Source organism: Variovorax sp. Soil_C_12 (assembly GCF_057657375.1).
The window spans coordinates 74,369-99,020 of sequence record NZ_JBDGIO010000008.1; the positions used below are offsets into that span (position 1 = coordinate 74,369).

Annotated in this window: 26 protein-coding genes; 16 read left to right on the plus strand and 10 right to left on the minus strand. The window is 70.2% G+C overall.

Annotated elements, in window-relative coordinates:
- Positions 1–76: 76 nt before the first annotated feature.
- The 5 genes from AC3A6X_RS21765 to AC3A6X_RS21785 are packed head-to-tail and all read left to right on the plus strand — an operon-like array spanning position 77 to position 6,175.
- A complete protein-coding gene (locus AC3A6X_RS21765; RefSeq protein ID WP_487844164.1) occupies positions 77–565 on the plus strand; it encodes a formate dehydrogenase subunit gamma in 489 nt (162 codons plus the stop codon).
- Positions 562–2,118 (plus strand): formate dehydrogenase beta subunit, encoded by a 1,557-nt coding sequence (locus tag AC3A6X_RS21770; RefSeq protein ID WP_487844165.1) that lies wholly within the window; start codon positions 562–564, stop codon positions 2,116–2,118. Before AC3A6X_RS21765 ends, AC3A6X_RS21770 begins: the two co-directional genes overlap by 4 nt.
- 16 nt (positions 2,119–2,134) lie before the next feature.
- Entirely contained in the window at positions 2,135–5,002 is a 2,868-nt protein-coding gene (fdhF, locus tag AC3A6X_RS21775) for a formate dehydrogenase subunit alpha (RefSeq protein WP_487844166.1), read from the plus strand.
- 19 nt (positions 5,003–5,021) lie between these two features.
- Positions 5,022–5,897 carry a formate dehydrogenase accessory sulfurtransferase FdhD gene (gene fdhD / locus AC3A6X_RS21780; RefSeq protein WP_487844336.1) on the plus strand — a complete coding sequence of 292 codons (876 nt, stop codon included), beginning with the start codon at positions 5,022–5,024 and terminating at the stop codon, positions 5,895–5,897.
- 26 nt (positions 5,898–5,923) lie between these two features.
- The gene (locus AC3A6X_RS21785; protein WP_309959533.1) at positions 5,924–6,175 is read left to right on the plus strand and encodes a formate dehydrogenase subunit delta; all 252 of its coding nucleotides are present in this window, start codon (positions 5,924–5,926) and stop codon (positions 6,173–6,175) included.
- Here AC3A6X_RS21785 and AC3A6X_RS21790 read toward each other — a convergent pair.
- Positions 6,172–6,462, minus strand: coding sequence for a hypothetical protein (locus AC3A6X_RS21790; RefSeq protein WP_487844167.1), 291 nt, complete (start codon positions 6,460–6,462; stop codon positions 6,172–6,174). The genes AC3A6X_RS21785 and AC3A6X_RS21790 overlap by 4 nt on opposite strands.
- Positions 6,463–6,578: 116 nt before the next feature.
- Between AC3A6X_RS21790 and AC3A6X_RS21795 the strand changes: the two genes are divergently transcribed.
- From AC3A6X_RS21795 to AC3A6X_RS21825, 7 genes are all read left to right on the plus strand, one after another.
- On the plus strand, positions 6,579–7,355 hold the full coding sequence (locus tag AC3A6X_RS21795; RefSeq protein WP_487844168.1) for a FadR/GntR family transcriptional regulator: 777 nt from the start codon (positions 6,579–6,581) through the stop codon (positions 7,353–7,355).
- 152 nt (positions 7,356–7,507) lie between these two features.
- Positions 7,508–8,821, plus strand: coding sequence for an MFS transporter (locus AC3A6X_RS21800; protein WP_487844169.1), 1,314 nt, complete (start codon positions 7,508–7,510; stop codon positions 8,819–8,821).
- 27 nt (positions 8,822–8,848) lie between these two features.
- Positions 8,849–9,766: an L-threonate dehydrogenase gene (gene ltnD / locus AC3A6X_RS21805; protein WP_487844170.1), complete on the plus strand. Its 918-nt coding sequence runs from the start codon at positions 8,849–8,851 to the stop codon at positions 9,764–9,766.
- The gene (otnK, locus tag AC3A6X_RS21810; protein WP_487844171.1) at positions 9,763–11,037 is read left to right on the plus strand and encodes a 3-oxo-tetronate kinase; all 1,275 of its coding nucleotides are present in this window, start codon (positions 9,763–9,765) and stop codon (positions 11,035–11,037) included. Before ltnD ends, otnK begins: the two co-directional genes overlap by 4 nt.
- The gene (locus tag AC3A6X_RS21815; protein ID WP_487844172.1) at positions 11,034–11,696 is read left to right on the plus strand and encodes a class II aldolase/adducin family protein; all 663 of its coding nucleotides are present in this window, start codon (positions 11,034–11,036) and stop codon (positions 11,694–11,696) included. The genes otnK and AC3A6X_RS21815 overlap by 4 nt, the downstream gene beginning before the upstream one ends.
- A 21-nt stretch (positions 11,697–11,717) precedes the next feature.
- Entirely contained in the window at positions 11,718–12,533 is an 816-nt protein-coding gene (otnI, locus tag AC3A6X_RS21820) for a 2-oxo-tetronate isomerase (protein ID WP_309959521.1), read from the plus strand.
- A gap of 278 nt (positions 12,534–12,811) precedes the next feature.
- Positions 12,812–13,033, plus strand: a complete 222-nt coding sequence (locus AC3A6X_RS21825; protein ID WP_106558890.1) for a hypothetical protein — start codon at positions 12,812–12,814, stop codon at positions 13,031–13,033.
- 80 nt (positions 13,034–13,113) lie between these two features.
- On the opposite strand, the gene AC3A6X_RS21830 is transcribed toward AC3A6X_RS21825, so the two are convergent.
- Positions 13,114–13,791: a TetR family transcriptional regulator C-terminal domain-containing protein gene (locus tag AC3A6X_RS21830; RefSeq protein ID WP_487844173.1), complete on the minus strand. Its 678-nt coding sequence runs from the start codon at positions 13,789–13,791 to the stop codon at positions 13,114–13,116.
- A gap of 307 nt (positions 13,792–14,098) precedes the next feature.
- Here AC3A6X_RS21830 and AC3A6X_RS21835 point away from each other — a divergent pair, with 307 nt between their 5' ends.
- On the plus strand, positions 14,099–14,353 hold the full coding sequence (locus tag AC3A6X_RS21835) for a hypothetical protein (protein WP_487844174.1): 255 nt from the start codon (positions 14,099–14,101) through the stop codon (positions 14,351–14,353).
- Between the two features lies 1 nt (position 14,354).
- On the plus strand, positions 14,355–15,131 hold the full coding sequence (locus AC3A6X_RS21840; protein ID WP_487844175.1) for a hypothetical protein: 777 nt from the start codon (positions 14,355–14,357) through the stop codon (positions 15,129–15,131).
- Positions 15,132–15,174: 43 nt separating this feature from the next.
- Here AC3A6X_RS21840 and AC3A6X_RS21845 read toward each other — a convergent pair whose 3' ends face one another.
- On the minus strand, positions 15,175–15,717 hold the full coding sequence (locus AC3A6X_RS21845; protein WP_487844176.1) for a GAF domain-containing protein: 543 nt from the start codon (positions 15,715–15,717) through the stop codon (positions 15,175–15,177).
- A 91-nt stretch (positions 15,718–15,808) separates the two neighbouring features.
- Entirely contained in the window at positions 15,809–16,369 is a 561-nt protein-coding gene (locus AC3A6X_RS21850) for an SRPBCC family protein (protein ID WP_487844177.1), read from the minus strand.
- Positions 16,370–16,520: 151 nt separating this feature from the next.
- Here AC3A6X_RS21850 and AC3A6X_RS21855 point away from each other — a divergent pair, with 151 nt between their 5' ends.
- Together AC3A6X_RS21855 and AC3A6X_RS21860 are read left to right on the plus strand one after the other, a co-directional pair.
- On the plus strand, positions 16,521–16,907 hold the full coding sequence (locus AC3A6X_RS21855) for a VOC family protein (RefSeq protein ID WP_106558895.1): 387 nt from the start codon (positions 16,521–16,523) through the stop codon (positions 16,905–16,907).
- A complete protein-coding gene (locus AC3A6X_RS21860; protein WP_487844178.1) occupies positions 16,894–18,108 on the plus strand; it encodes a geranylgeranyl reductase family protein in 1,215 nt (404 codons plus the stop codon). Before AC3A6X_RS21855 ends, AC3A6X_RS21860 begins: the two co-directional genes overlap by 14 nt.
- A 15-nt stretch (positions 18,109–18,123) precedes the next feature.
- On the opposite strand, the gene AC3A6X_RS21865 is transcribed toward AC3A6X_RS21860, so the two are convergent.
- The 6 genes from AC3A6X_RS21865 to AC3A6X_RS21890 form a co-directional block, all read right to left on the minus strand.
- A complete protein-coding gene (locus tag AC3A6X_RS21865) occupies positions 18,124–18,651 on the minus strand; it encodes an Rrf2 family transcriptional regulator (RefSeq protein WP_487844179.1) in 528 nt (175 codons plus the stop codon).
- Between the two features lie 136 nt (positions 18,652–18,787).
- Positions 18,788–19,834: a Bug family tripartite tricarboxylate transporter substrate binding protein gene (locus tag AC3A6X_RS21870; protein WP_487844180.1), complete on the minus strand. Its 1,047-nt coding sequence runs from the start codon at positions 19,832–19,834 to the stop codon at positions 18,788–18,790.
- Complete coding sequence (locus AC3A6X_RS21875) at positions 19,831–21,237, minus strand: sensor histidine kinase (protein ID WP_487844181.1); 1,407 nt, start codon at positions 21,235–21,237, stop codon at positions 19,831–19,833. The genes AC3A6X_RS21870 and AC3A6X_RS21875 overlap by 4 nt, the downstream gene beginning before the upstream one ends.
- The gene (locus tag AC3A6X_RS21880; protein ID WP_487844182.1) at positions 21,218–21,883 is read right to left on the minus strand and encodes a response regulator; all 666 of its coding nucleotides are present in this window, start codon (positions 21,881–21,883) and stop codon (positions 21,218–21,220) included. Before AC3A6X_RS21880 ends, AC3A6X_RS21875 begins: the two co-directional genes overlap by 20 nt.
- Before the next feature lie 25 nt (positions 21,884–21,908).
- Positions 21,909–22,928, minus strand: a complete 1,020-nt coding sequence (locus AC3A6X_RS21885; RefSeq protein ID WP_487844183.1) for a Bug family tripartite tricarboxylate transporter substrate binding protein — start codon at positions 22,926–22,928, stop codon at positions 21,909–21,911.
- Positions 22,929–23,021: 93 nt separating this feature from the next.
- Entirely contained in the window at positions 23,022–24,650 is a 1,629-nt protein-coding gene (locus AC3A6X_RS21890; protein WP_487844184.1) for an MFS transporter, read from the minus strand.
- Positions 24,651–24,652: the final 2 nt, after the last annotated feature.

The following is a 24,652-nucleotide window of genomic DNA, read 5'->3' on the forward strand; positions in this document are numbered from 1 at the left end:
CCCGAATAAATTGGACCGGGCTTGCGGCATTCCCGACACTGACCGGACACCCCCCGGTGTACCCACGATGAATGCCATGGAACACACCTGTACCGCAACTGCCGCCGTGCGCACCGTGCTGGCCCGCCGCATGGACGAGCCCGGCGCGCTGCTGCCCATCCTGCACGAGCTGCAGGACACGCTCGGCCATATCCCGCCGGATGCCGTGCCCGAGATCGCCGGCGCGCTGAACCTCTCGCGCGCCGAGGTGCACGGCGTCATCACCTACTACCACCACTTCCGCACCGAGCCCGCGGGGCGCCACGTGGTCCGGATCTGCCGCGCCGAGGCCTGCCAGGCCATGGGCGCCGACGACCTCCTCGCGCACGCGCAGCAGCGCCTGGGCTGCGCCGCGCACGGCACCACGAAGGACGGCGCCTTCACCCTCGAGCCCGCCTTCTGCCTGGGGCTGTGTGCCTCCTCCCCCGCCCTGGCGATCGACGACGAGCCGCATGCGCGCATGACGCCCCAGGCCTTCGATGCGCTGATTCACGAGACCCAAGGGCTGCAGGAGGCGAAGCGATGAGCATCACCGTGTATGTGCCGCGCGACTCTGCGGCTCTGGCCGTGGGCGCCGACCGCGTGGCCCGCCGGATCGCCGAGGAGGCAGCGCGGCGCGGCCTCGATGTGCAACTGGTGCGCAACGGTTCGCGCGGCCTGTTCTGGCTCGAGCCCCTGGTCGAAGTGGGCACGCCCGCGGGCCGGGTCGCCTACGGCCCCGTCACGGTCACCGACGTGGCCGGCCTGTTCGATGCGGGCTTCCTCGCCGGCGCCGCGCACGCCTTGCACCTCGGCCCGACCGACGAGATCTCCTACCTGAAGAAGCAGGAGCGGCTCACCTTCGCCCGCATGGGCATCACCGACCCGCTGTCGCTCGCGGACTACCAGGCGCACGAGGGCTACGCGGGCCTGCGCCGCGCACTCGCGATGGCGCCTGCGGACATCGTGCAGCAGGTCCTGGACTCGGGCCTGCGCGGCCGCGGCGGCGCGGCCTTCCCGGCCGGCATCAAATGGAAGACCGTGCTCGCCACGCCGGCGGCGCAGAAGTACATCGTCTGCAATGCCGACGAAGGCGACTCGGGCACCTTCTCCGACCGCATGACCATGGAGGGCGATCCCTTCATGCTGATCGAGGGCATGACGATCGCGGGCATCGCCACCGGCGCCACGCAGGGCTATGTGTACGTGCGATCGGAGTACCCCCACGCCATCGCCGCGCTGAACGCGGCCATCGCGCGGGCCGAGGCGGCCGGATTCCTCGGCGACGACATCCTCGGCTCGGGCCGCGCCTTCAGGCTCGACGTGCGCAAGGGTGCCGGCTCCTACGTCTGCGGCGAGGAGACGGCCCTGCTCGAAAGCCTGGAAGGCAAGCGCGGCATCGTGCGCGCCAAGCCGCCGCTGCCGGCCATCGAGGGCCTGTTCGGCCAGCCGACGCTGATCAACAACGTGATCACGCTGGCCAGCGTGCCGCTGATCCTGGCACGCGGGGCCGAGTTCTACCGCGACTTCGGCGTCGGACGTTCGCGTGGCACGCTGCCGATGCAACTGGCCGGCAACATCAAGCACGGTGGGCTGGTCGAGAAGGCCTTCGGGGTCACGCTGCGCGAGCTGCTCTACGATTACGGCGGCGGGTCCGCCTCGGGCCGGCCGATCAAGGCCGTGCAGGTGGGCGGGCCGCTGGGCGCCTACCTGCCCGAATCGCAATGGGACCTGCCGCTGGACTACGAGGCCTACGCCGCCGTGGGCGGCACGGTGGGGCATGGCGGCATCGTGGTCCACGACGACACGGCCGACCTGTCGAAGCTCGCGCGCTACGCGATGGAGTTCTGCGCCATCGAGTCCTGCGGCAAGTGCACGCCCTGCCGCATCGGCTCGACCCGCGGCGTCGAGGTGATCGACAAGATCCGGGCGGACCAGAACCGGCCGCAGCAGGTGATCCTGCTGCGCGACCTGTGCAACACGATGGTCCACGGCTCGCTGTGCGCGATGGGCGGCATGACGCCCTTCCCGGTGCTGTCCGCGCTCGATCATTTCCCCGAGGACTTCGGCGTGGTCGTGCCCGATCGCGAAGCAGCCTGAACAAGAGGACCACGACATGCTCGACCATCTCAAGGAAACCGACTGGGGCACGCCGAAACGCGAGTCCGAACGCGAAGTCACGCTCGAGATCGACGGCAACGAAGTCACCGTGCCGGCCGGCACCTCGCTGATGCGCGCAGCCGTGGATGCCGGCATCCAGGTGCCCAAGCTCTGCGCCACCGACAGCCTGGAGCCCTTCGGCTCCTGCCGGCTGTGCCTGGTCGAGATCGAGGGCCGCAAGGGCTTCCCGGCCTCCTGCACCACGCCGGCCGAGGCCGGCATGAAGGTGCGCACGCAGACGCCGAAGCTGCAGGACCTGCGCAAGGGCGTGATGGAGCTCTACATCTCCGACCATCCGCTGGACTGCCTCACCTGCTCGGCCAATGGCAACTGCGAGCTGCAGGACATGGCGGGCGTCACGGGGCTGCGCAACGTGCGCTACGGCTTCGACGGCGCCAACCACCTGAACAGCAAGAAGGACGAGTCGAATCCGTACTTCAGCTACGACCCGTCGAAGTGCATCGTCTGCAACCGCTGCGTGCGCGCCTGCGAGGAGACGCAGGGCACTTTCGCGTTGACGATCAGCGGCCGCGGCTTCGAGTCACGCGTCTCGCCGGGGCAGGATCAGCCCTTCATGGAATCCGAATGCGTGAGCTGCGGCGCCTGCGTCGAGGCCTGCCCCACGGCCACGCTGCAGGAGAAGTCGGTGATCTGGCTCGGCCAGCCCGAGCACAGCGTCATCACCACCTGCGCCTACTGCGGCGTGGGCTGCGCCTTCAAGGCCGAGATGAAGGGCAACGAGGTGGTGCGCATGGTGCCGTGGAAGGACGGCAAGGCGAACGACGGCCATTCCTGCGTCAAGGGCCGCTTCGCCTGGGGCTATGCGACGCACCAGGACCGCATGCTCAAGCCGATGATCCGCAAGAAGATCACCGATCCCTGGCAGGAGGTGAGCTGGGAGGTCGCGCTGGGCTATGCCGCCGGCGAGTTCAAGCGCCTGCAGGCCCAGTACGGCCGGGACGCCATCGGCGGCATCACCTCCTCGCGCTGCACCAACGAGGAAACCTACCTGGTCCAGAAGCTGGTGCGCGCGGCCTTCGGCAACAACAACGTCGACACCTGCGCGCGCGTGTGCCATTCGCCCACCGGCTACGGCCTCAAGCAGACGCTGGGCGAATCGGCGGGCACCCAGACTTTCAAGTCGGTGGAGAAGGCCGACGTGATCGTGGTGATCGGCGCCAACCCGACCGATGGCCACCCCGTGTTCGCATCGCGCATGAAGAAGCGGCTGCGCGAAGGCGCCAAGCTGATCGTGATCGACCCGCGGCGCATCGACATCGTGAAGTCGCCGCATGTGAAGGCCGCGCATCACCTGCAGCTGAGGCCCGGCACCAACGTGGCGGTGGTCACCGCGCTGGCGCACGTGATCGCGACCGAGGGCCTGATCGCCGAGGACTACGTGGCCGAGCGCTGCGACCTCGCCTCCTTCGCCGAGTGGCGCGCCTTCGTCTCGAAGCCCGAGAACTCGCCCGAGGCCACCGAGGCGGCCACCGGCGTGCCGGCCGAAGAGATGCGCGCCGCAGCGCGCCTGTACGCCACGGCCGGCAACGGCGCGATCTACTACGGCCTCGGCGTCACCGAGCACAGCCAGGGCTCGACCACCGTGATGGGCATCGCCAACCTCGCGATGGCGACCGGCAATGTGGGGCGCGAGGGCGTGGGCGTCAATCCGCTGCGCGGGCAGAACAACGTGCAGGGCTCCTGCGACATGGGTTCCTTCCCGCACGAACTGCCGGGCTACCGGCATGTGTCGGACAGCACTTCGCGCGCCTCCTTCGAGGCGGCCTGGGGCGTGCGCATCGACCCCGAGCCGGGCCTGCGCATCCCCAACATGTTCGACGCCGCGATCGGCGGCAGCTTCAAGGGCCTGTACTGCGAGGGCGAGGACATCGTGCAGTCGGACCCGAACACCCAGCATGTGGCGGCGGCCATGATGGCGATGGAGTGTGTCGTGGTGCAGGACCTGTTTCTCAACGAGACCGCGAAGTACGCGCATGTGTTCCTGCCCGGCTCCTCCTTCCTGGAGAAGGACGGCACCTTCACCAACGCCGAGCGCCGCATCTCGCGCGTGCGCAAGGTCATGCCGCCCAAGGCGGGCTATGCGGACTGGGAGGTGACGGTGAAGCTGGCGCAGGCGCTGGGCTACCCCATGGACTACCGCAGCCCTGAAGAGATCATGGACGAGATCGCCGCGCTGACGCCGACCTTCCGCGGCGTGAGCTACAAGCGCCTCGACGAGCTCGGCAGCATCCAGTGGCCCTGCAACGAGGAGGCGCCCGAGGGCACGCCCACCATGCACATCGACAGCTTCGTGCGCGGCAAGGGCCGCTTCATCGTCACGCAGTACGTGGCGACCGACGAGAAGGTCACGCGCAAGTTTCCCCTGCTGCTCACCACCGGCCGGATCCTGTCGCAGTACAACGTCGGCGCCCAGACGCGGCGCACCGACAACAACCAGTGGCACAGCGAGGACCGGCTGGAGATCCACCCGCACGACGCCGAGGAGCGCGGCATCCGGAACGACGACTGGGTCGGCATCCAGAGCCGCGCCGGCGAGACGGTGCTGCGCGCCACGGTGTCCGAGCGCATGCAGCCGGGCGTGGTCTACACCACCTTCCACTTCCCGGAGTCGGGCGCCAACGTCATCACCACCGACAACTCCGACTGGGCCACCAACTGCCCCGAGTACAAGGTCACGGCGGTGCAGGTCATGCCGGTGATGCAGCCCTCCGCGTGGCAGCAGGAGTACAGCCGCTTCAACGAGACGCAGCAGGCGCTGCTGACGGCCGCGGCGCGGGACGACGCGACGGTCGGGGCCAAGTGACATGAATGACATGAATGACATGAATGCCATGAGCATGGCTGCCCTGCCCTCCGCCGTCACCTATGCCGACGCCCCGCCCTGCGAAGGCGCGATGCTGCTGCCGGTGCGCGGCGTGCGCGGCGGCCTGGCCTTCGCGGTGCAGGACTGGGTGGCGCAGGAGGTGCCGGTCGCGCTGGAGTTCAACGGCATCTCGCACGCGGTGATGCTGGCGACGCCGCTGGACCTGGAGGACTTCGCGCTCGGCTTCTCGCTGACCGAGGGCATCCTCGACGGTGCGCACGAGCTTTATGGCGTGGAGGCCGAGCCCTCGGCGCTCGGCATCACCGTGCGCCTGGACGTGGCCAGCGCCGCCTTCGCCCGCCTCAAGCAGAAGCGCCGCTCGATGGCCGGGCGCACCGGCTGCGGCCTGTGCGGCACCGAGAGCCTGGCCCAGGTGTCGCGCGAGCTGCCGGTCCTGGCGGGCGGCATGCGGCTGGAGCGCCGGGCGATCGCGCGGGCGATGTCGCGGCTGCAGGCGCAGCAGACCCTGCAGCAGGCCACCGGCGCGGTGCATGCGGCCGCCTGGTGCTCGGCCGAGGGCGAGGTGGTGTTCCTGCGCGAGGACGTCGGGCGCCACAACGCGCTCGACAAGCTGGTGGGTGCGCTGGCGGCCGCCGAGGTCGAGGCTTCGGCCGGCTTCATCGCCGTCACCAGCCGGGCCAGCTTCGAGATGGTGCAGAAGACCGCCATGGCCGGCGTCTCGCTGCTGGCCGCCGTGTCGGCGCCGACTTCCTTCGCGGTCCAGACCGCGCAGCGGGCCGGTCTGACGCTGGTCGGCTTCGCGCGCAAGGACGACCTGGTGGTCTATTGCCTGCCGGAGCGCCTGGCGGCGGCACCGGAAGCACTGGCTCATTGAACGAAGAGGAAGAAAGGCAGCAGCGCATGCACGACCCGACGGCCCAACTGGTCAAGATGGCCAACCAGATCGGCAGCTTCTTCCAGGCCCAGACGCCGGCCGATCCGGCTGCCGCTGCGCAGGCGGTCGCTGCGCATTTGAAGTCCTTCTGGGCGCCCAGCATGCGTGGGCAATTGATCGGCCAGCTCGACGCCGGTGGCGCCACCCAGCTGCTGCCGATCGTCGCATCGGCAGTTCGAAGCCACCGGGCGAAGCTGCTGCCCCAGGCCTCGAGTTAGCTCGGGTGCGGAACCCTGGAATCCTCGTGCGCCTGGAGAAGTGACTCGTAGTAGAGGCACAGCGGCATGGCGATGAACACCATGCCCGCGACGTAGATGATCAGGCTCGTTACCGGGAAGTCGGCCCGCTCCCAGTAGGGAATGGAGGCGGCCGCGGCGCCGATGGCAATGAGCGCGATCACGGTCTTCAAGGCCCAGCCCATGAAGGTGGTCCACCGGTCGCCCGAAAGGGCATCGCGTGCGCAGTCCCGAGGGTCTTCGCCCTTGTCGCCCTTGTCTTGGTCCATGGTGTCTCCTTGGTGAGGCGCTGCCTCTGACCATGCCACGGGCTCGGACCCCGGTCAACCTGGAAGCCCCGCGGTCGGCGCTGCGCTAAAGTCGTACGACCAATTTCACACGACCCATGACGGCCCGCTTCCAGTCCATCACCCCCGGCGCCCGCTTGTCCGACCGGGTGGCCGATGCGCTGGCGGCCGAGATCAAGGCCGGGCGGCTGGTCGCCGGCGAGAAGCTGCCGACCGAGGCGGCCCTGGTGGAGCAGTTCGCCGTCAGCCGCACCGTGGTGCGCGAGGCCATCTCGCGGCTCAAATCCCTGGGCCTGGTGGATTCCCGCCAGGGCAGCGGCATGTACGTGTGCGAGACGGGCTTCGCGCCGCTCAGCTTCGACGCGCGCTACGCCGGTTCGAAGACGGCGGTGATCCAGATGGTGGAAGTGCGGCGCGCGCTCGAAGCCGAAGTCGCCGCGCTGGCCGCGCAGCGGCGCACGCCGGCCGACGTGCGCCGCATCCGCAGCGCCGTGGCCGCCTTGGCAAAGGCGGTGCAGGCCGGCGGCGACGGAGCGGAGCAGGACGTGGCCTTCCACCGCGCGATCGCCGATGCCGCGCGCAATCCCTTCCTGCTGGACACGCTGCAGTACCTGGGCCAGTTCCTCTACGGCGCCACGCGGGTGACCCGCGCCAACGAAGCACGCCGCGCGGATTTCGCACAGCAGGTCGCCGAGGAGCACCGCGCCATCGTCGAAGCCATCGACGCCGGCGATGCCGCGAAGGCGCGCCTCGCCGCGGCGGGCCACATGGACGGCGCCATCCGGCGCATCGAACAGGCGGACCCCGCCTTCTGGCAGCAGGAGGGCGAGGCCCTCGCCCGTCCGCTCACCGGCGGATTGCCCGTCACGTCCTGATTCCGCGCGTCTGCCGGGCGGGCTCGCGAGGGCCGTGCTCGGGTTATCCCTTGGTTTTCACATGGTCTCAAATTTGTATGATGACCATATGAGATGACAAGAGCCGACGGCAATTCGGCCATCGAGACCGCACAACACCCGGAGACCTGCCAATGACCGCATCCATCCTCGCCGGCGCGAAGCCGGCCGACGACGACCTCGAGCGCCGTGCCTACGGCAAGGTGTTCTGGCGTCTCGTGCCCTTCCTCATGCTGTGCTACGTGATCGCCTACCTCGATCGCGTGAACGTCGGCTTCGCCAAGCTGCAGATGGGGCAGGACCTGGGCTTCAGCGAAACGGTGTTCGGGCTCGGCGCGGGCATCTTCTTCCTCGGCTACTTCCTGTTCGAGGTGCCGAGCAACCTGCTGATGAACAAGGTCGGCGCGCGCATCTGGATCGCGCGGATCATGATCACCTGGGGCCTGCTCTCGGCGTGCTTCATGTTCGTGAAGACGCCCACCAGCTTCTACGTCCTGCGCTTCCTGCTCGGCCTGGCCGAGGCCGGCTTCTACCCGGGCGTGATCCTCTACCTCACCCACTGGTATCCGGCGCACCGGCGCGCCAAGATCATCGCGGTCTTCATGTCGGCGATTCCCGTCGCGGGCATCTTCGGCAACCCCCTGTCGGGCTGGATCATGGACGGCTTCCACGGCGTCTCATCGCTGCAAGGTTGGCAATGGATGTTCCTGGTCGAGGCGGTGCCGGCGGTGCTGATCGGGCTGGTCGTCCTGTTCTATCTGGACAACGGCATCGCCAAGGCCAAGTGGCTCGATGCGGACGAGAAGAGACTGCTGGCGCGCGAGGTCGAGCTCGACCAGCAATTCGGCCAGCGCGGCCCGCACTCGGTGGCCGGCGTGTTCAAGGACGCCCGCATCTGGTGGATGGCGCTGATCTACTTCAGCTTCGTCATGGGCCAGTACGCGCTGACCTTCTGGCTGCCGACGCTGATCAAGACCACCGGCGTCAAGGGCAACCTGAACATCGGGCTGTTGAGCGCGGTGCCCTTCGTCTGCGCCATCGTGGCCATGAACCTGTTCGGCCGCAGCGCCGACAAGCGCCGCGAGCGGCGCTGGCACCTGATCGTTCCTGCCCTCATGGGGGCCGTCGGCTTCATCGTCGCCGCCTCGTACACCCGCAACACCGCCGTCTCGCTGGCCTTCCTCTCGCTCGCCGCGGCGGGCGTACTGACCTGCGCGCCGCTGTTCTGGTCGCTGCCCACCGCTTTTCTCTCGGGCACCGCGGCGGCCGCCGGCATCGCCGCCATCAATTCGGTGGGCAATCTGGCCGGCTTCGTGAGCCCCTACCTCATCGGCTACCTGAAGGACGCGACCGGCAGCACGCAGGTCGGCATGTATGTGCTGGCGGGCGCGCTCGTGGTGGGCGCCATCGCGGTATGGTTGACGCCGAAGCAACTCGTCAATCGCTGAGCCGGTTTTCGCACAAGGAGTTTTCGCATGACTTCCACCATCGGCCTGATCGGCCTCGGCGCCATGGGCGGCGGCATGGCGCAGTCGCTGCGCCGCGCGGGCTTCGCGCTGAACGTATACGACGTGCGCGCCGAAGCGGCGCGGGCCTTTGCCATGGATGGCGGCAACGCCTGCGCCACGCTGGCCGAGCTGGGCGAGAAGAGCGAGGTCGTGGTCTGCGTCGTGGTCAACGCCGCACAGACCGAGGCGGTGCTGTTCGGCGCCGACGGCGCGCCCGGCTGCGCCGCCTCGATGAAGCCCGGCAGCGTGTTCGTGATGTGCTCGACGGTGGACCCGAACTGGTCGATCGCGCTCGAGGCGCGCCTGGCCGAGAAGGGCATCCTCTACATCGACGCGCCGATCTCCGGCGGCGCCGCCAAGGCCGCCAGCGGCGAGATGACGATGATGACCGCCGGCTCGCCCGAGGCCTACGCCAAGGCCGGGGCCGTGCTCGATGCGATGGCCGCCAAGGTCTACCGCCTGGGGGACAAGGCCGGCGCGGGCAGCAAGGTGAAGATCATCAATCAGCTGCTGGCCGGCGTGCACATCGCCGCGGCGGCCGAGGCCATGGCGCTGGGCCTGCGCGAGGGCGTGGACGCGGCCGCGCTGTACGAAGTCATCACGCACAGCGCCGGCAACAGCTGGATGTTCGAGAACCGCATGGCCCACGTGCTGGCAGGCGACTACACGCCGCTGTCGGCGGTCGACATCTTCGTGAAGGACCTGGGCCTGGTGCTCGACACCGCGCGGGCCAGCAAGTTTCCGCTGCCGCTGGCGTCCACCGCGCACCAGATGTTCATGCAGGCCTCCACCGCAGGGTTCGCGCGGGAGGACGACAGCGCGGTCATCAAGATCTTTCCGGGCATCGAGCTGCCGTCGCGTTCCAAGCCGCTGGAGTCCCCATGAGCGCGAAGATCCTGCTCGGCTGCATCGCCGACGATTTCACCGGCGCCACCGACCTCGCCAACAACCTCGTGCGCGCCGGCATGCGCGTGGTGCAGACCATCGGCGTGCCGGCCGGGCCGCTCGCGGCCGAGGTCGACGCGGTGGTGGTCGCACTCAAGTCGCGCACCATCGCGCCGGCCGAGGCAGTGGCGCAATCGCTCGAGGCCCTGCGCTGGCTGCAGGCGCAGGGGGCGCGGCAGATTTACTTCAAGTACTGCTCCACCTTCGACAGCACGCCCGCAGGCAACATCGGCCCGGTGACGGAGGCACTGATGGAGGCGCTGGGCTGCGACTTCACGATCGCCACGCCCGCCTTCCCGGACAACAAGCGCACGGTGTTCAAGGGCTACCTGTTCGCCGGCGAGGTGCTGCTCAACGAAAGCGGCATGCAGAACCATCCGCTGACGCCGATGACCGACCCCAACCTCGTGCGTGTGTTGCAGGCGCAGACGCGGCGCCGGGTGGGGCTGATCGACCACGCGGTGGTCGCGCGCGGCGCGCCGGCGGTGCGCGAGCGCATCGCGCAGCTCCGGGCGGAGGGCATCGGCATCGCGATCGTCGATGCGGTCTCCAACGACGATCTGCTGCGCCTCGGCCCGGCGCTCGCGGACATGCCGCTGGTCACCGCGGGCTCGGGCGTGGCAATCGGGTTGCCGGGCAACTTCGGCATCGCGCCCTCGTCCGCCGCCGGCGTGTTGCCGCCCGCGGGCGGCTTGCAGGCCGTGGTCTCGGGCAGCTGCTCGCTGGCCACCAACCGGCAGGTGCTGAGCTTCATCCAGGCGGGCCACCCCGCGCTCGCGATCGATCCGCTGCGCATCGCCGCGGGCGTCGATGTGGCGGCCGAGGCGCTGGCCTGGGCCGCGCCGCTGCTGGCGGATGGGCCGGTGCTGGTCTATTCGACGGCTGAGCCCGGCGCGGTGAAATCGGTGCAGGGCCGGCTCGGCGTCGACGAGGCCGGCGCGATGGTGGAACGCACCATCGCCAGGATCGCGCGCGGGCTCGTTGCGCTCGGCGTGCGGCAACTGGTGGTAGCCGGCGGGGAGACCTCGGGCGCCTGCGTGCAGGCGCTGGGCATCGCGCAGCTGCAGATCGGCGCGCAGATCGACCCCGGCGTGCCCTGGTGCCATGCCCCGGCAGAGGCGGCGGGCGGCGCCGGGCTGCATATCGCGCTCAAGTCAGGCAACTTCGGCACCGACGATTTTTTCAGCAAAGCCTTTACAGTTCTCGAATGACCGAGAGCCAGGCGCGCGAAGAAATCTGCCGCATCGGCCGCAGCCTGTTCGAGCGCGGCTATGTGCATGCCACTGCCGGCAACATCAGCGTGCGGCTGGACGACGGCTTCCTCATCACGCCCACCGACGCCTGCCTGGGCTTCCTCGAACCGGCGAAGCTCGCGCGGCTCGACGTCGACTTGAACCAGAGCGGTGGCGATCGCGCCAGCAAGACCATCGCGCTGCATGCCCGCATCTACGCCGCCGCCACGCGCTTCGACACCGGCACGGGCTGCGTGATCCACACCCACAGCACGCATTGCGTGGCGCTCACGCTGGAAGCGCCGGGAGAGGAGCTGCTGCCGGCCCTCACGCCTTACTTCGTGATGAAGGTCGGCCATGTGCCCGTGATCCCCTACCACCGGCCCGGCGCGCCCGAGGCCGCCGAGCGGGTCGCGCAAGCCATCGCGCGCTACGGCGCTCAAGGCACGCCGATCCGCGCCGTGATGCTGGAGCGCCTCGGCCCCAACGTCTGGCACGACACGCCTGCCGCGGCCATGGCCGTGCTCGAGGAGCTCGAAGAGACCGCCAGGCTGTGGGCATTGAACAAGCAGTCGGCCCAGCCGCTGGCACCACCACAGATCGACGAGCTGCGCCGTCATTTCGGCGCGCGCTGGTAAGAAAACGAAGGACACATCCCCATGCCCCGATTCGCCGCCAACCTCTCGATGCTCTATCCCGAGCTCGATTTCCTCGACCGCTTCGAAGCCGCCGCGAAGGATGGCTTCCAGGCCGTCGAGTACCTCTTCCCCTATCCCTACGAGCGGCGCGAGCTGGCCGCCCGGCTCTCGGCCAACGGCCTGCAGCAGGTGCTCTTCAACGGCCCGCCCGGCGACTGGGACGGCGGCGAGCGCGGCCTGGCCTGCCTGCCGGGCCGCGAGGCCGAGTTCCGCGAGGGCGTGCTGAAGGCGCTGGACTATGCCGAGGCCCTGGACTGCCCCCGCGTGCATGTGATGGCGGGCCTGGTGCCCTCGGACGTGGAGCGCGAGGCGGTGCAACCCACCTACATCGACAACCTGCGCTGGGCCGCGGCCGAGGCCGCCAAGGCCGGGCGCGACCTGCTGATCGAGCCCATCAACACCCGCGACATCCCGCGCTTCTTCCTGAACCGGCAGGACCATGCGCACGAGATCGTCGACCTGGTGGGCGCGCCCAACCTCAAGGTGCAGATGGACCTCTACCACTGCCAGATCGTCGAGGGCGACGTCGCGATGAAGATCCGCAAGTACCTGCCCACCGGCCGCGTCGGCCATTTCCAGATCGCCGGCGTGCCCGAGCGCCACGAGCCCGACATCGGCGAGCTGAACCATCCCTACCTGTTCCGGGTGATCGACGAGGTGGCGGCGCAATGCGGCTGGGAAGGCTGGGTCGGCTGCGAATACCGGCCGGCGCGCGGCGCGGTGGCGCGGGGCAGCTCCGACGGCCTGGGCTGGCTGCGCGAGTTGCAGCGCGGCTGAAGCTGCAGCGGGGCCGCATCCGCCCCATTGCGCCCAACCGCCGCTGGCCGCTGCGAGCCTGCGCGCTGCGTGGCAACAAGTTGGCGCGCAAATCTGGCGAATCGTGGCATTTCACACAACCAAGCTTCGCCTTTTTGCGTAATCCCCTGCAACGCTGAACCGCGCGGATCGTTATTCAAACGAGCCCGGCACGATTGATGCAAGGCAATCGGCAAGCGGGGATTCGTGTCAGCTGTTTGATTCAGTCATCCATTTTTTGCCGCCCGCAGGAGACGACCATGTCGCACAGTTCTTCTTCGATGCAGACTGCAGCCGCGTTCGAGATCCGGTTCCAGTCCTTGTTCAACCAGGGGCGCGCGCTGGCCTTCCCGTGCGACAGCACGGGCATGGTCAACCTCGACGCGATGAGCGAGAGGGCTCGCAACAACTACCTCTTCGCTCGCGGGATGATCGGTCGCGAGTACGCGACGCCTTTCGTCCAGGCCCGCGAGCCTCATTGAACCGGCAGTGACGAAATCGTCAAGCCGCTGACGCGATTTGACGATCTGATGAAACCCGCGCGCGCCGGGCGCCGCCGCCGTCAGCGGACCCCGGCCGCCTTCAGCAGGAAATCGGTCACGTTCTCGGTCAGATAGCGGCGGTCCTTCTCGTTGCTCATGGAAGCGTCGCGAAAGAAGGCCACCTGGGCCGCATGGTCGGCGTAGAACTGGGTCGCGGCCCAGAGGTGGAAGAGGAAGAGCAGCGGGTCCACCGGGTCCATCAGCCCGCGCTGGGCCCAGTTCCGGATGACCGCGGCGGCCTGCTCGGTGCGCTGCCTGCTCGCCCCCATCATTTCCCGGATCGCCGGCGCCCCTCGCATCATCTCGGCAGTGAAGATCCGTGAGCGCAGCGGGTGATCGAAGGAGAACTGCATCCTGCGCTGGATCAGCTCGCTCAGCACCTTGCGCGGACCCAAGGCCTCGTCGCTGAAGCCGAAGACGCCGATCCAGTCGTTGACGATGTCCTGCAGCACCTGGCGGTAGAGCGCCTCCTTGCTCTCGATGTAGTAGTGCAACTGCGCCTTTGACAAGCCGGCCTTGTCGGCGATCGCCTGGGTCGAGGCCCCGGCCAGGCCCTCGGCCGCGAAGACCTCGATGGCTGCCTGATGGATCAGGCCCAGCATCTGCGTGTAGTTGCGCGCACGGCCGCGGGTGGCGCCGGCGAGGGCTCCGCCGGTCGTGCTGGGGGCCGCCTTGGCGCGGAGACGTGTCGCATTCATGAGACAGGGCCTGTTCGTGGAGCGAGCTTGGGAAAATTATCCGTTCGATTAAAAAAGAGCAGAGAAGATTTTTCTGTTAGCTAAGGAGATCGAAGACAGATTTGCTCAATCGGTCAATTTTGAGTCTCAATTTCTCAAGCATCCAACTACCAGGTGAACTGACAACGACGGGCGCATCAGGCGTTGTCCGACAAGGAGCGGGAAGCCCCCGGTCAACAAGGAGAACTTCCGCTATCGAAGGCTTTCGCGCGCTGCTCAGATCGACGACAGAGATGCGCCGGGACCTTGCTGCCGCCAGGAGTCCGCCATGAACATTCCCATGCCTGTGCAAGCGACCGCCGCCTGCGCCGCCGTGACCGCAACCCGGCTGCGTGAAGCCGCGCAGGCGCAAATCGTCCGCTCCTTCCGCGCGCAACTCGGCGGCGGGCCTGAGCCGTCGGACGAGCAGCTGATCCTTTTCGCCCGTCTTGCGGTGTCCGAGGTGCGGCTGCAGCGCCGGCTCCTGGCGTCCGCCTCGGCGGAGCCGCAGGACGGCGAGACCGCCCTCCGCTGGGAGCGCTGACATGAGCGCCGCCGCGATCTTCCCCGAGCGGCAGAAGCCGCCAGCTGCCGTTGCCTTCGGCAGCCTGCTCGATCTGGCGCGCTTCCACGGCGAGCCCGCGGAAGGCGAGGTCTGCGAAGCCTGCCAGACCATCAATGCGCGCCACGCGCGCTTCTGCAAGGGCTGCGACGGCAAGCTGCCGGCCTATTTCGCGACCGTCGACAGCGAGACCCATCCCTCGCCGCTGATGAGCGCGGGCGACGCCGAGGTGCGCCGCTCCCGCTACGCCGTCTTCGCGCTGATCGGTCTCTGGGGCACCGTGGCCGCGGTGGCGCTGATCCTGGCCCGTGGGCCGCGGGAGGTCGGTGTGCCCACACGCCCGCTGGCGCATGCGGCGCTGCCGGCGCCCATCGAGCGCACGGTGGCGCGGGTCGATCCCATGGCTGCCGCCGAAACCGCGCGGGTCGTGCAAAGCCTCGTGCCGGTTGCTGCAGCCCCTTCCGATGCGGCGCCGGCCCTGGCACCTACGCCGGCCGAAGAGAATGCGCCCGAGGCGTCGCCGGTGAACCTTCGCCCTGCGCGCACATCCGCGCCGCCGCCCCCGAAGCCCGGCGCGGTGAGAAGCGCCGGCGTGGCGAGTCCCGTGGCCCGCTGCGACGGCCTCGGCTTCATCGGCCGCGCGGTCTGCATGAACAACCAATGCGCGCGGCCGGAAATGCGGCGCAGCGCCCAGTGTGCCGAGACGGTACGGCAGCAGAGGCTCGGCGAAGCGCGGCGCAATCCGAAGCTGATGGGCTGATTCGCGCCCCGGTGAGCCGTGGCGGCCACGGCGAGCGACGCCGTCAGCCCGCCGCTGCGTGCCCCGCCGCCTGCGCCAGCACCCGCGCCGTCGCCTGGGCCGCGACCTCCAGCCTCTTCACGTCGCGCTCGGTCAGGTCGACGGTGCGCTCGACCGCAAAGCCGCACAGCGTCCCGTAGATGCTGCCGTCCGGCATTACCACCGGCACGCTGATGTGGGTGCCGATGGGCTTGGTCACTTCGGGCAGGGGCTGCCGGGTGCGCAGAACGCGCAGATCGTGGGCGAGATTCGGAACGCGGCCGTCGAGCACCTGCTGGCAGATGCTGTCTTCCATGGTGTGGGAGTCGCCGACGTGGATGATGCCCATGGACGGGGCGGTGGCGACATGCCGGAACACGCGGTGCCCGTCGACGAATTCGGAGACGAAGAAAACGTCCATCCCGAGCTGTTCGCGGATCAGCTCCAGCATCGAGGACAGGGCCTGCACCACCAGCGGACCATCGCAGTCGAGCGTGCCGATGGCCGGCCTGCCGCTTCCCGATGGGTTGCCGTCGAACCCGATGTCGTCCCCGCTCCTGCTGCGCATGCTGATCCCTCAAGCCAGGCGCCATCGTAAGGCTTGAGAGCGAAATTCATTTCCTTCAATAAGTAAATCGCTGTCGGGTCCACGCAACTGTTCACGCTGGGCCGGATTCCCTGCGGGCGGGCAAGGTGCCGCTGCCCGCCTGCTCCAGCTTGGCCTTCAGCTGCGAGACGGCCCGCGCCGACTCGGCCTCGACGCGGCCGCGGATGCTCAGTGCATTGAGGATCGCGAACAGCAGGTTGGGCGATCGGTATTCGAAGCTGCGTTCGAAGCGCGTGCCGCTCGCGGTGGCCGACAGCGCATAGCTGACCACGCCCGCCTCGCGATCCCCGATGCGCCCGGCAATGCGCCACAGCCGATCGGGCTCGCGCGCCACCACGCGCCAGGTGGCGCGCCCGCGGCGCCCTGCGACCTCGAAATCCTCGACCACCGACTCGCCCACCTGCAGGGGATGGTCGGTCGCGCCGCTCACCGCGAGCGAGGACGGGTGCCACTCGGGCCAGTGGCCGGGCGTCGTGACGTAGGCAAAGACGGCGGACGGCGGCCGCGCGATGTCGGCGCTGTTGACGATGCGGGTGCGGCCCGCACCCAGCGGGATGAACAGTGCGGCGACTGCGATCGCCAGCGCGAGAACGACCATCAGCAGGCGTTTCATGTCGGGCCTCCATGCGTGATGCGACCCATCGTCTACGCGGCGCGCCCGGCGCCGGATTCGGCGCGCGGAGTGCGTGCCCAGGTCTTACCATGGGCGCTCTTCGCTCGGCAAGTGCGCCGCACCGCCCTTGCCGGCCTCGTGGAGGAACACCATGCCCATCCAGCTCAATCACACGATCGTCCCGGCGCGTGATCCGAAGGCCTCCGCCGTCTTCCTGGCGGAGCTGCTCGGGCGCAACGAGCCCACCACCTTCGGACCTTTCCATTGCGTGCAGCTCGACAACGGCGTCACGCTCGACTACATCCGCAGCGAGGAGCGGATCCCGATCGAGCACTACGCCTTCCTGGTGAGCGAGGAGGAGTTCGACGAGATCTTCGGGCGTATCCGGGCCCGCGGGCTGCGCTACTGGGCCGACCCCGGCCAGCAGCAGCCCGGGCGGATCAACCACCACGACGGCGGCCGCGGCGTCTACTGGGACGACCCCGACGGCCATCGGCTCGAGATCATCACCCGGCCGTACGGCAGTGGTCGCGCCTGAACCCGCCGATTGCGAGGTGCTGGTGGTCGGTGCCGGGCCCGCCGGCAGCGCCTGCGCGCAGATGCTGGCGCGCGCAGGGGTGGATGTGCTGCTCGTCGACCGGCAGGACTTCCCGCGCGAGAAGGTCTGCGGCGACGGGCTGATCCCCGACGCCCAGCGCGCGCTCGCGCGCCTGGGCGTGCTCGATGCCGTGCTGGCGCGCGCCGCCGTGGCCAGCCATGTGGGCTGCGTGGCGTCGCGCGGCGGCCGGCTGGAGGTGCCCGCCAAGCTGGCGGTGCTGCCGCGCCGCGAGCTCGACCAGATCGTGCGCCGCGCCGCGCTCGAGGCCGGCGCGCGCTGGTTCGCGCCGGCGCGCTTCGAGGCGCCGCTGGCCGATGCGAACGGGCGCATGGCGGGCGGGCGGCTGCGGCTCGCCGACGGCACCGCGCGCGAGCTGCGGGCGCGCTGGACCGTGCTGGCCACCGGCGCGGCGGCGCCGCCGCTGCTGGCCGCGGACATGTGCAGCCGGCGTGCACCCAGCGGCGTTGCCTTGCGGGGTTACGTGAGGAACGAGGCGATGGCCGGGCGCCTGCGCCAGCTCGAGGTCGTCTGGGATCGGGCGCTGCGGGGCGGCTACGGCTGGATCTTTCCCTGCGGCGCGGGCGTGTTCAACATCGGCGTCGGCTCGCTGAAAGGCGAGGGCGGCAGCGAGTCGGATCTCAATCTGCGCGAGCTGTTCGCGGCCTTCACGCGCGTCCACGCGCCGGCGCGCGAGCTGATGCAGGGCGGCCGGCTGCAGGGCGAGCTCAAGGGCGCGCCGCTGCGCTGCTCGCTCGAAGGGGCGCGCTGGTCGCGGCCCGGCCTGCTGGTGGCGGGCGAGGCGGCGGGCAGCACTTATTCCTTCACCGGCGAGGGCATCGGCAAGGCGCTGGAGTCCGGCATGCTCGCGGCCGAGGCCATCGGCGGAGCGGCGGGCGCCGACGACGCTTCGGTACGTGCGCGCTACGAGGCGGCCCTGGCGGCGCTGCGGCCGCGCTTCGCAGCCTACGAGCACGCCAATCGCATCAACGACCACCCCTGGATCGCGGACTTCGTGATCTGGCGCGCCCGCCGCAGCCCGGGCATCGTGCGCCGGCTCAGCGGGGTGCTCGAGGAAAGTTACAGCCCCGGCCAGCTGGTGACGGCGCGCGGGCTGCTGCGCCTGCTGCTGCCGGTCAGCTGAAGCGAGGAGGAGGCTTCAGCGCTTGGTGGCGAGCGCGCGGCCCAGCGCGAACACCGAGTTGGGCGCGTTCACGCGCGGCCGCTTGGGGAGTGGCGTGGTGGCCGGCACGCGCCTGATGGCCGGGCCGTCCTCGACCTTCACGCCCTTGGCCAGCTGTTCCATGACCAGGCTCTGCAGCGTGACCGAATCCAGGAACTCCACCGTGCGGCGGTTCAGCGAGGCCCAGAGCTCCTCGGTGCTGCAGCGGCCGTCGGCGCCGGCATCGGGCTCGCTTTTCTCCGAAGGCTCGTCCTCGATGGAAAAGATGATGTCCGCCACCGTGATGTCGGCCGCCTTGCGGCCCAGCGAATAGCCGCCGCCGGGACCACGGGTGGACTCGACCAGCTTGTGGCGGCGCAGCTTGCCGAACAGCTGTTCGAGGTACGAAAGGGAGATGCGCTGCCGCTGGCTGATGGCGGCCAGCGTGACTGGCCCCGTGCGCTCACGCAGCGCCAGGTCGATCATGGCAGTGACTGCGAAACGGCCTTTGGTGGTGAGTCGCATGAAAAGACTTTCCTGTTTGTTGTGCGGTGCAGGCTGCTGTTGTCGTGGCAGGCGCAAGGGCCCTTGTTGTGCAGCGGATCATGCCTTGGGAGTGTGAGCCCCGGATTAGGTTCCCCGCCCTGGCAGAAGCCCGATGCTACCGCGACCAGCGACGCAGGCCCAGTTCCCCGGCCAGGCGCTGGTAATCCTCGATGCGAAGGCGCACGAAATCCTCCAGCGCGGCGCCGGTGAGCGGCTCGAAGGGGTGCAGGCCATGGCGCTCGCGCAGCGCGGCATAGCCGGGGCTGGCGACCGCCTGCCGGAAGGCCTCGGTCCAGGCGCGCACGGCGCTTTCGGGGGCGTCGGCGCCAAGGTACAGGCCGCGCACGGTCAGCCAGACCAGCTCGATGCCCTGCTCGCGCGCGGTCGGTATGCCGGCCAGGGCGCCCGACAGCCGGGCCTCGGCCAGCACCGCCAGGATGCGCAGCGGCGCGCCGCCGGCCTGGGCCTGCAGCGCCTCGGCTGCGTCGCCCGGGAACACGTCCACGTGCCGGCCCTGCAGCGCCGCCAGGGCGTCGCCGCCGCCCTCGAAAGCCACGAAGCGCATCGCCTTGTGGTCGCGCCCGGCGGCGCGCACCAGCAGCGCGGCCTTGACCCAGTCCTGGCTGCCGACGGTGCCGCCCGCGCCGAAGGCCAGGCGCCCGGGGTCCTGGCGCAGGGCGGCGACCAGGTCGGCGAGCGTCCTGAAGGGCGCGTCGCGATGCACGGCAATCACGCCGTAGTCGGTGCCCAGTGTGGCGATCCAGCGCACGGCCGAGGGCGAATGCGGCCCGAAGCGGCCCTGCGCCAGGTTCAGCAGCGAGCCGCTGGAGAAGGCGACGAGGGTCGAGGGCCCGCCCAGGCGTCCGGTCGCGACGCGGTCGAAGGCCACGGCGCCGATGCCGCCGGGCAGGTAGCGGCGCGCCAGCGGCGGCCGCGCCGGCCGCACCGCCTGCAGGGCTTCGCGGGCAAGCATGCAGCTCAGGTCGAAGCCGCCGCCGGGCTTGGCCGGGACCACGCATTCGGCGGGGCCGTTCGAGGGATCGTCTTCCGCTGCCAGGGCGGTGCGCAGGGGCGTGCCGCCGAGGGCCGCGAGCGCGCACAGCACGCGCAGCGTTGCGCGGCGTGAGCGGGCAAAGGTGGGCCTGCCTTGCATGGGGCTCATCTCGTCCTCGGCCACCACAGGATGGCATGCAGCCCGCTGCCGGCCTCGCGCGCTTCCAGCCGCAGCGCACCCTGGTGGCGCTCGGCGATCGCGCGCGCGATCGCCAGGCCCAGTCCCGAGCCGCCGCCGGCCGCGCGCTTGCCGCGCCGGAAGCGCTGGCCCAGCAGGGCGCGCTCCTCGGCGCTCAGGCCGGGGCCGTCGTCCTCCACGTTGAGGCTGAAGCCCTGCGCGTCGGCCGCGGCGAACAGGGTCACGGTGCCGCCCGCGGGCGTGTTGGCGATCGCGTTGGCCACCAGGTTCGCCAGCGCCTCGCGCAACAGGCCGCGGTCCGCCACTGCCGGGAATTCGGGCGCAGGCGCGTGGATCCCGAGGTCGATCTGCTTGGCGCGCGCCTGCGGCAGGAAGTCCAGCGCCACCTCGCGCAGCAAGGCCGCCAGGTCCAGCGGCCCGGCTTCCAGCGCGGCGGTGTCGCTGCGGCCCAGCGCCAGCAGCTGCTGGGTGCTGCGGGTGGCGCGGCCGATCTCCGCGCCCAGCGCGCGCAGCGCGGCCCGCACCTGCTCGCCGTCCTGCTCGCGCTGGGCGTAGTCGGCCTGCATCTGCAGCGTCGTGAGGTGGGTGCGCAGCTGGTGCGAGGCATCGTCGAGGAACTGCCGCTGCTGCGTCACCAGCGCCTGGGTGCGCGCCATCTGCTGGTTGACTGCCGCCACCAGGGGCCGGATGTCGGCGGGCAGCCCGGCGTCGGCGATCGGAGCCAGATCCTCGGGCCTGCGGGTCTGCACCTCGCGCGCCAGCCGCGCCAGCGGGCGCAAGGCGGCGGCCAGCGCGGCGGCGGTGCTGCACACCAGCAGGGCCAGCACCAGCACATCGCGCAGCGCCGCGCGGCGCACGAAGCGGCGCGTGAATTCCTGGCGCGAGCGCGTGCTCTCGCCCACCTGCACGAGCACGCTGCGCGCCTCGCTGCCGGCCGGCGCCTGCTCCAATGCGCGCCGGTAGGCGGCGAAGCGCACCGGCTCCTTGAAGTAGGGCGCGTCGTAGAACACCGGCACGCCGCTCGCGAGCGTGCCCGGCGGCGCCGGCAGGTCGGCGCTGCCCAACTCCACCAGGCCGTCGGAGGTGGCGACGCGGAAGAAGACCTGCCCGCTCGCGGTGAGCTCGAAGAACTCGAACATGCGATAGGGCAGCTCCACCGACAGGCCGCCCGAGGCGGTCGAGATGTTGGCATCGATGGACTTGAGCGCGCCCAGCAGCGAGCGGTCGTAGGCGGCGTCGGCGGCCTCGAGCGCGTCGTGCCGGGTCATCCAGAGCTCCAGCGCGGTCACCGCCACCAGCACTGGCAGCAGCAGCCAGGCGAGGCGCTGCCACAGGCTGGCCTCGCGCAGCCGCTCAGCCCACTTCCAGCGCATAGCCGAGACCGCGCAGCGTCGTGATGCCCACGCCGCGCCCATCGAGCCGCTTGCGCAGGCGATGGACCAGCACCTCGACCGCCTCCGGCTGCACGTCCGCCTCGTCGGAGAACACGCGTTCCAGGATCTGCTGCTTGGAGAAGGGCTCGCCGCTGCGCTGCACCAGCACGCGCAGCACGGCCTGCTCGCGCGGCGTCAGCGGCAGCGGCTCGCCGTGCAGCAGGAACTGGCGGCGCGCGGCGTCCCAGGCCAGCGGCCCGCAGGCCAGGCGCGGATGCTCGATGCCGCGCGCGCGCCGCACCAGCGCATGCAGCCGGGCTTCCAGCTCGGCCAGCGCGAAGGGCTTGGCGAGGAAATCGTCGGCGCCGGCGTTGAGGGCGCGCACCCGCTCGTCCACCGAGTCGCGCGCCGTCAGGATCAGCGCCGGCAGCCGCTGGTCGCGGGCGCGCAGGCGTTGCAGCACCGTGTGCCCGTCCAGGCCGGGCAGGCCGAGGTCGAGCACCAGCGCATCGTGGTCGTGCTGCTGCAGGGCGCGGTCCGCCAGCCGGCCGTCGTCCACCCAGTCGACCTGGATGCCGGCATGCTCCAGCGCCTTGCTGAGCCAGGTGCCCAGCGTGTGTTCGTCTTCGGCGAGCAGGATGCGCATGCCGGGATGCTATGCGCGGACGACGTCAATCGGGCTTGATGTTGGCCCGGGTGATGACCTTCTTCCAGCGCGCCTGCTCGCCGGCGATGAACTTGGCGAACTGCTCGGGCGTGTCGCCGATCGCCTCGGCGGCGTCGCCCTTGAGCCGCTCCATCGCGGCCGGCGCCTTGACCGCCTTCATGGTTTCGCCCGACAGCTTGGCCAGGTTCGCGGCCGAGAGGTTCGCCGGCGCGAGCAGGCCGTACCACTGCGTCATCTCGAAGCCCGGGAAGCCCTGCTCGGCCACGGTGGGCACTTCGGGCAACTGCGGCAGGCGCGCCGACGAGCCGGTGGCGATGCAGCGCAGCTTGCCGGCCTTGATGAAGGGAAGGACCGCCGCCGCGCCGATCGCCGAGGCGTCGAGCCGCCCGGCCATCAGGTCGGTCAGCATCGGGCCGGTGCCGCGGTAGGGCACGTGCAGCATGAAGATGTTGGCCGTCATCTTGAGGTACTCGAAGGCGAGGTGGCCGGCGCTGCCGTTGCCGGCCGAGCCGTAGCTGAGCTTGCCGGGCTTGCCCTGCGCATAGGCGATCAGCTCGCGCAGGTTCTTCGCGGGCACGTCGGGATGCACGACGTACAGGCTGGGCACCTTGGCCAGCAGGCTGACCGGCTTGAAGTCCTTGTTGGCGTCGTAGGACAGCTTGTCGAAGATGTAGGGGTTGACGGCCAGCGTGCCGATGTGGCCGAGGATCAGCGTGTGCTGGTCGTCGCTGCGCGCCACCTCGGCCATCGCGATGTTGCCGGCGGCGCCGGGCTTGTTCTCGACGAACACGTTCTGCCCCAGCGTGCGCGACAGCTCGGCCGCCACCGAGCGCGCCACGATCTCAGAGCTGCCGCCCGGCGCGAAGGGCACGATGAAGCGCACCGGCTTGCTCGGCCAGGCCGCCTGGGCTCGGGCATCGTGAGGCCAGAGGGCGGCCAGCCCCAGGGCGCCCGTCAAGCCGAGCAGGTGGCGGCGCGTGGCCAGGGAATGGGGCAGGGGCCCGGCGAGCTTCGGATCGTTCATGGTCGTCTCCATCGGTCTTCGAAAGCGTCCATGCTGCCGGAGCGGAGCTTTCAGGAAGCTGTCGGGCGCTTCGCCCCATCACGGGCAGCAGGATCAGCGCCGCACCACATAGCGCGTCACCACCGGCAGCGTCTCGCCCTGGTGGAAGGCCAGGCGCCGGTCGCGCAGCGCCATGTCGGCCGCGGTGGCGCGGTGGAAGCGGCGCAGATGCTCGGTCCAGGACTCGTCGACGACTTCCTCGATGTAGCGGCCCGGCTCGGCGATGTCGTGCAGCAGCTCCCAGCCGATCGCGCCCTGGCTCAGGCGGGTGCGACGGGTCTGCTGCATCACCACGTGGAAGGCGGCGGCGCGCGCCGGGTCGATCAGGTATTCGACGGTGACCACCACCCGGCCGTCCTCGTCCGGCGCCTCGGCCGGCGGGCCCTTGACCCAGCCCTTGCGGGCGGGGGTGGTGTCGTCATCCTCGCCGACGCCGTCGGTCACGTAGCGAAGCGCCAGCAGCATGAAGGCGGTGCCGCTGACCGCCGCGATGCCGAGGGTGATGGAGAGCGAGGAAAGCTCCGCCACCTGGCCCCAGATCGCCGCGCCGAAGGCGCTGGCGCCCATGATCGCCATCTGGTAGATGGACATGCCGCGGGCGCGCACCCAGTCGGGCAGCGCCAGCTGGGCCGAGACCGAGAGCGAGTTGGCAACCGTGATCCACGCCATCCCGCCGACCACCATCGCAGGCACCGCGATCCAGGCGCTGGGCGCCACGGCCATCACGGCGGTGGCGGCGGACTGCAGCAGCGTGCCGCGGAGCACCAGCTGGTCGCGCGCCAGCGCCTGGCGCAGGCGCGGCAGGAACATCACCGCCACGATCGCGCCCGCACCCATGGCGGCCAGCAGCAGCGTGAAGGTGCCGGCCCCGCCGCCGCGCAGGTTGCGCGCGAGCAGCGGCAGGAGCGCCAGCAGCGCGGTCGAGTGCAGGAAGAAGATCGAGATGCGCGTGAGCACCGCACGCATGCGCTGCGACTGGCGCACGAACTGCACGCCGACCCGCATCGCGCTGATCAGCCGCTCGCGGCCCAGCGGGTTCGGCTTGTGCTCGCGCCGCCACCGCAGCACGATGAAGCCCGAGACCACGCACAGCACCGCGTTGAGGCCGAAGACCCACACCGTGCCTGCGCTCGCGATCAGCGTGCCGGCCAGCAGCGGCCCGACGATGCGCGAGGCGTTCATCGCCAGCCCGTTGAGCCCGAGCGCCGCCGGCAGGTGGGTGCGCGGCACCAGCTCGGGCACGATGGCCGAGAACACCGGCCAGCGCAGTGCCAGGCCGATGCCGTTGGCGAAGGTCAGGGCCAGCAGGAGCGGCGCGCTCATGAGATCGAGGACCACGGCGGTGCACAGCACGATCGCGGCACCGGCCAGCCAGAACTGGGTGGCGACCAGCCAGCGCCGCCGGTCCAGGATGTCGGCCAGCGCGCCGCTGGGCAGCCCCAGCAGGAACACCGGCAGCGTGGAGGCCGACTGCACCAGCGCGACCCACATCGGCGAGGTGGTCAGCGAGGTCATCATCCAGGCCGCTGCCACGTCGTTCATCCACATGCAGATGTTGGCGACCAGCCAGGTGCTCCACAGCATGCGGAACACGGGCAGCTTGAGCGGCTCGAAGGGCCCGATGCGCGGCGGCTGCGCGCGCTTCGGGACGACGGGGGTTTCCTCGGGCGAGATCGGTGGCATGT

Coding starts and splice junctions, on each gene's coding strand:
- AC3A6X_RS21765 (WP_487844164.1), top strand. CDS start 77: ATGGAACACACCTGTACCGCAACTGCCGCCGTGCGCACCGTGCTGGCC.
- AC3A6X_RS21770 (WP_487844165.1), top strand. CDS start 562: ATGAGCATCACCGTGTATGTGCCGCGCGACTCTGCGGCTCTGGCCGTG.
- fdhF (WP_487844166.1), top strand. CDS start 2,135: ATGCTCGACCATCTCAAGGAAACCGACTGGGGCACGCCGAAACGCGAG.
- fdhD (WP_487844336.1), top strand. CDS start 5,022: ATGAATGCCATGAGCATGGCTGCCCTGCCCTCCGCCGTCACCTATGCC.
- AC3A6X_RS21785 (WP_309959533.1), top strand. CDS start 5,924: ATGCACGACCCGACGGCCCAACTGGTCAAGATGGCCAACCAGATCGGC.
- AC3A6X_RS21790 (WP_487844167.1), bottom strand. CDS start 6,462: ATGGACCAAGACAAGGGCGACAAGGGCGAAGACCCTCGGGACTGCGCA.
- AC3A6X_RS21795 (WP_487844168.1), top strand. CDS start 6,579: ATGACGGCCCGCTTCCAGTCCATCACCCCCGGCGCCCGCTTGTCCGAC.
- AC3A6X_RS21800 (WP_487844169.1), top strand. CDS start 7,508: ATGACCGCATCCATCCTCGCCGGCGCGAAGCCGGCCGACGACGACCTC.
- ltnD (WP_487844170.1), top strand. CDS start 8,849: ATGACTTCCACCATCGGCCTGATCGGCCTCGGCGCCATGGGCGGCGGC.
- otnK (WP_487844171.1), top strand. CDS start 9,763: ATGAGCGCGAAGATCCTGCTCGGCTGCATCGCCGACGATTTCACCGGC.
- AC3A6X_RS21815 (WP_487844172.1), top strand. CDS start 11,034: ATGACCGAGAGCCAGGCGCGCGAAGAAATCTGCCGCATCGGCCGCAGC.
- otnI (WP_309959521.1), top strand. CDS start 11,718: ATGCCCCGATTCGCCGCCAACCTCTCGATGCTCTATCCCGAGCTCGAT.
- AC3A6X_RS21825 (WP_106558890.1), top strand. CDS start 12,812: ATGTCGCACAGTTCTTCTTCGATGCAGACTGCAGCCGCGTTCGAGATC.
- AC3A6X_RS21830 (WP_487844173.1), bottom strand. CDS start 13,791: ATGAATGCGACACGTCTCCGCGCCAAGGCGGCCCCCAGCACGACCGGC.
- AC3A6X_RS21835 (WP_487844174.1), top strand. CDS start 14,099: ATGAACATTCCCATGCCTGTGCAAGCGACCGCCGCCTGCGCCGCCGTG.
- AC3A6X_RS21840 (WP_487844175.1), top strand. CDS start 14,355: ATGAGCGCCGCCGCGATCTTCCCCGAGCGGCAGAAGCCGCCAGCTGCC.
- AC3A6X_RS21845 (WP_487844176.1), bottom strand. CDS start 15,717: ATGCGCAGCAGGAGCGGGGACGACATCGGGTTCGACGGCAACCCATCG.
- AC3A6X_RS21850 (WP_487844177.1), bottom strand. CDS start 16,369: ATGAAACGCCTGCTGATGGTCGTTCTCGCGCTGGCGATCGCAGTCGCC.
- AC3A6X_RS21855 (WP_106558895.1), top strand. CDS start 16,521: ATGCCCATCCAGCTCAATCACACGATCGTCCCGGCGCGTGATCCGAAG.
- AC3A6X_RS21865 (WP_487844179.1), bottom strand. CDS start 18,651: ATGCGACTCACCACCAAAGGCCGTTTCGCAGTCACTGCCATGATCGAC.
- AC3A6X_RS21870 (WP_487844180.1), bottom strand. CDS start 19,834: ATGAGCCCCATGCAAGGCAGGCCCACCTTTGCCCGCTCACGCCGCGCA.
- AC3A6X_RS21875 (WP_487844181.1), bottom strand. CDS start 21,237: ATGCGCTGGAAGTGGGCTGAGCGGCTGCGCGAGGCCAGCCTGTGGCAG.
- AC3A6X_RS21880 (WP_487844182.1), bottom strand. CDS start 21,883: ATGCGCATCCTGCTCGCCGAAGACGAACACACGCTGGGCACCTGGCTC.
- AC3A6X_RS21885 (WP_487844183.1), bottom strand. CDS start 22,928: ATGAACGATCCGAAGCTCGCCGGGCCCCTGCCCCATTCCCTGGCCACG.
- AC3A6X_RS21890 (WP_487844184.1), bottom strand. CDS start 24,650: ATGCCACCGATCTCGCCCGAGGAAACCCCCGTCGTCCCGAAGCGCGCG.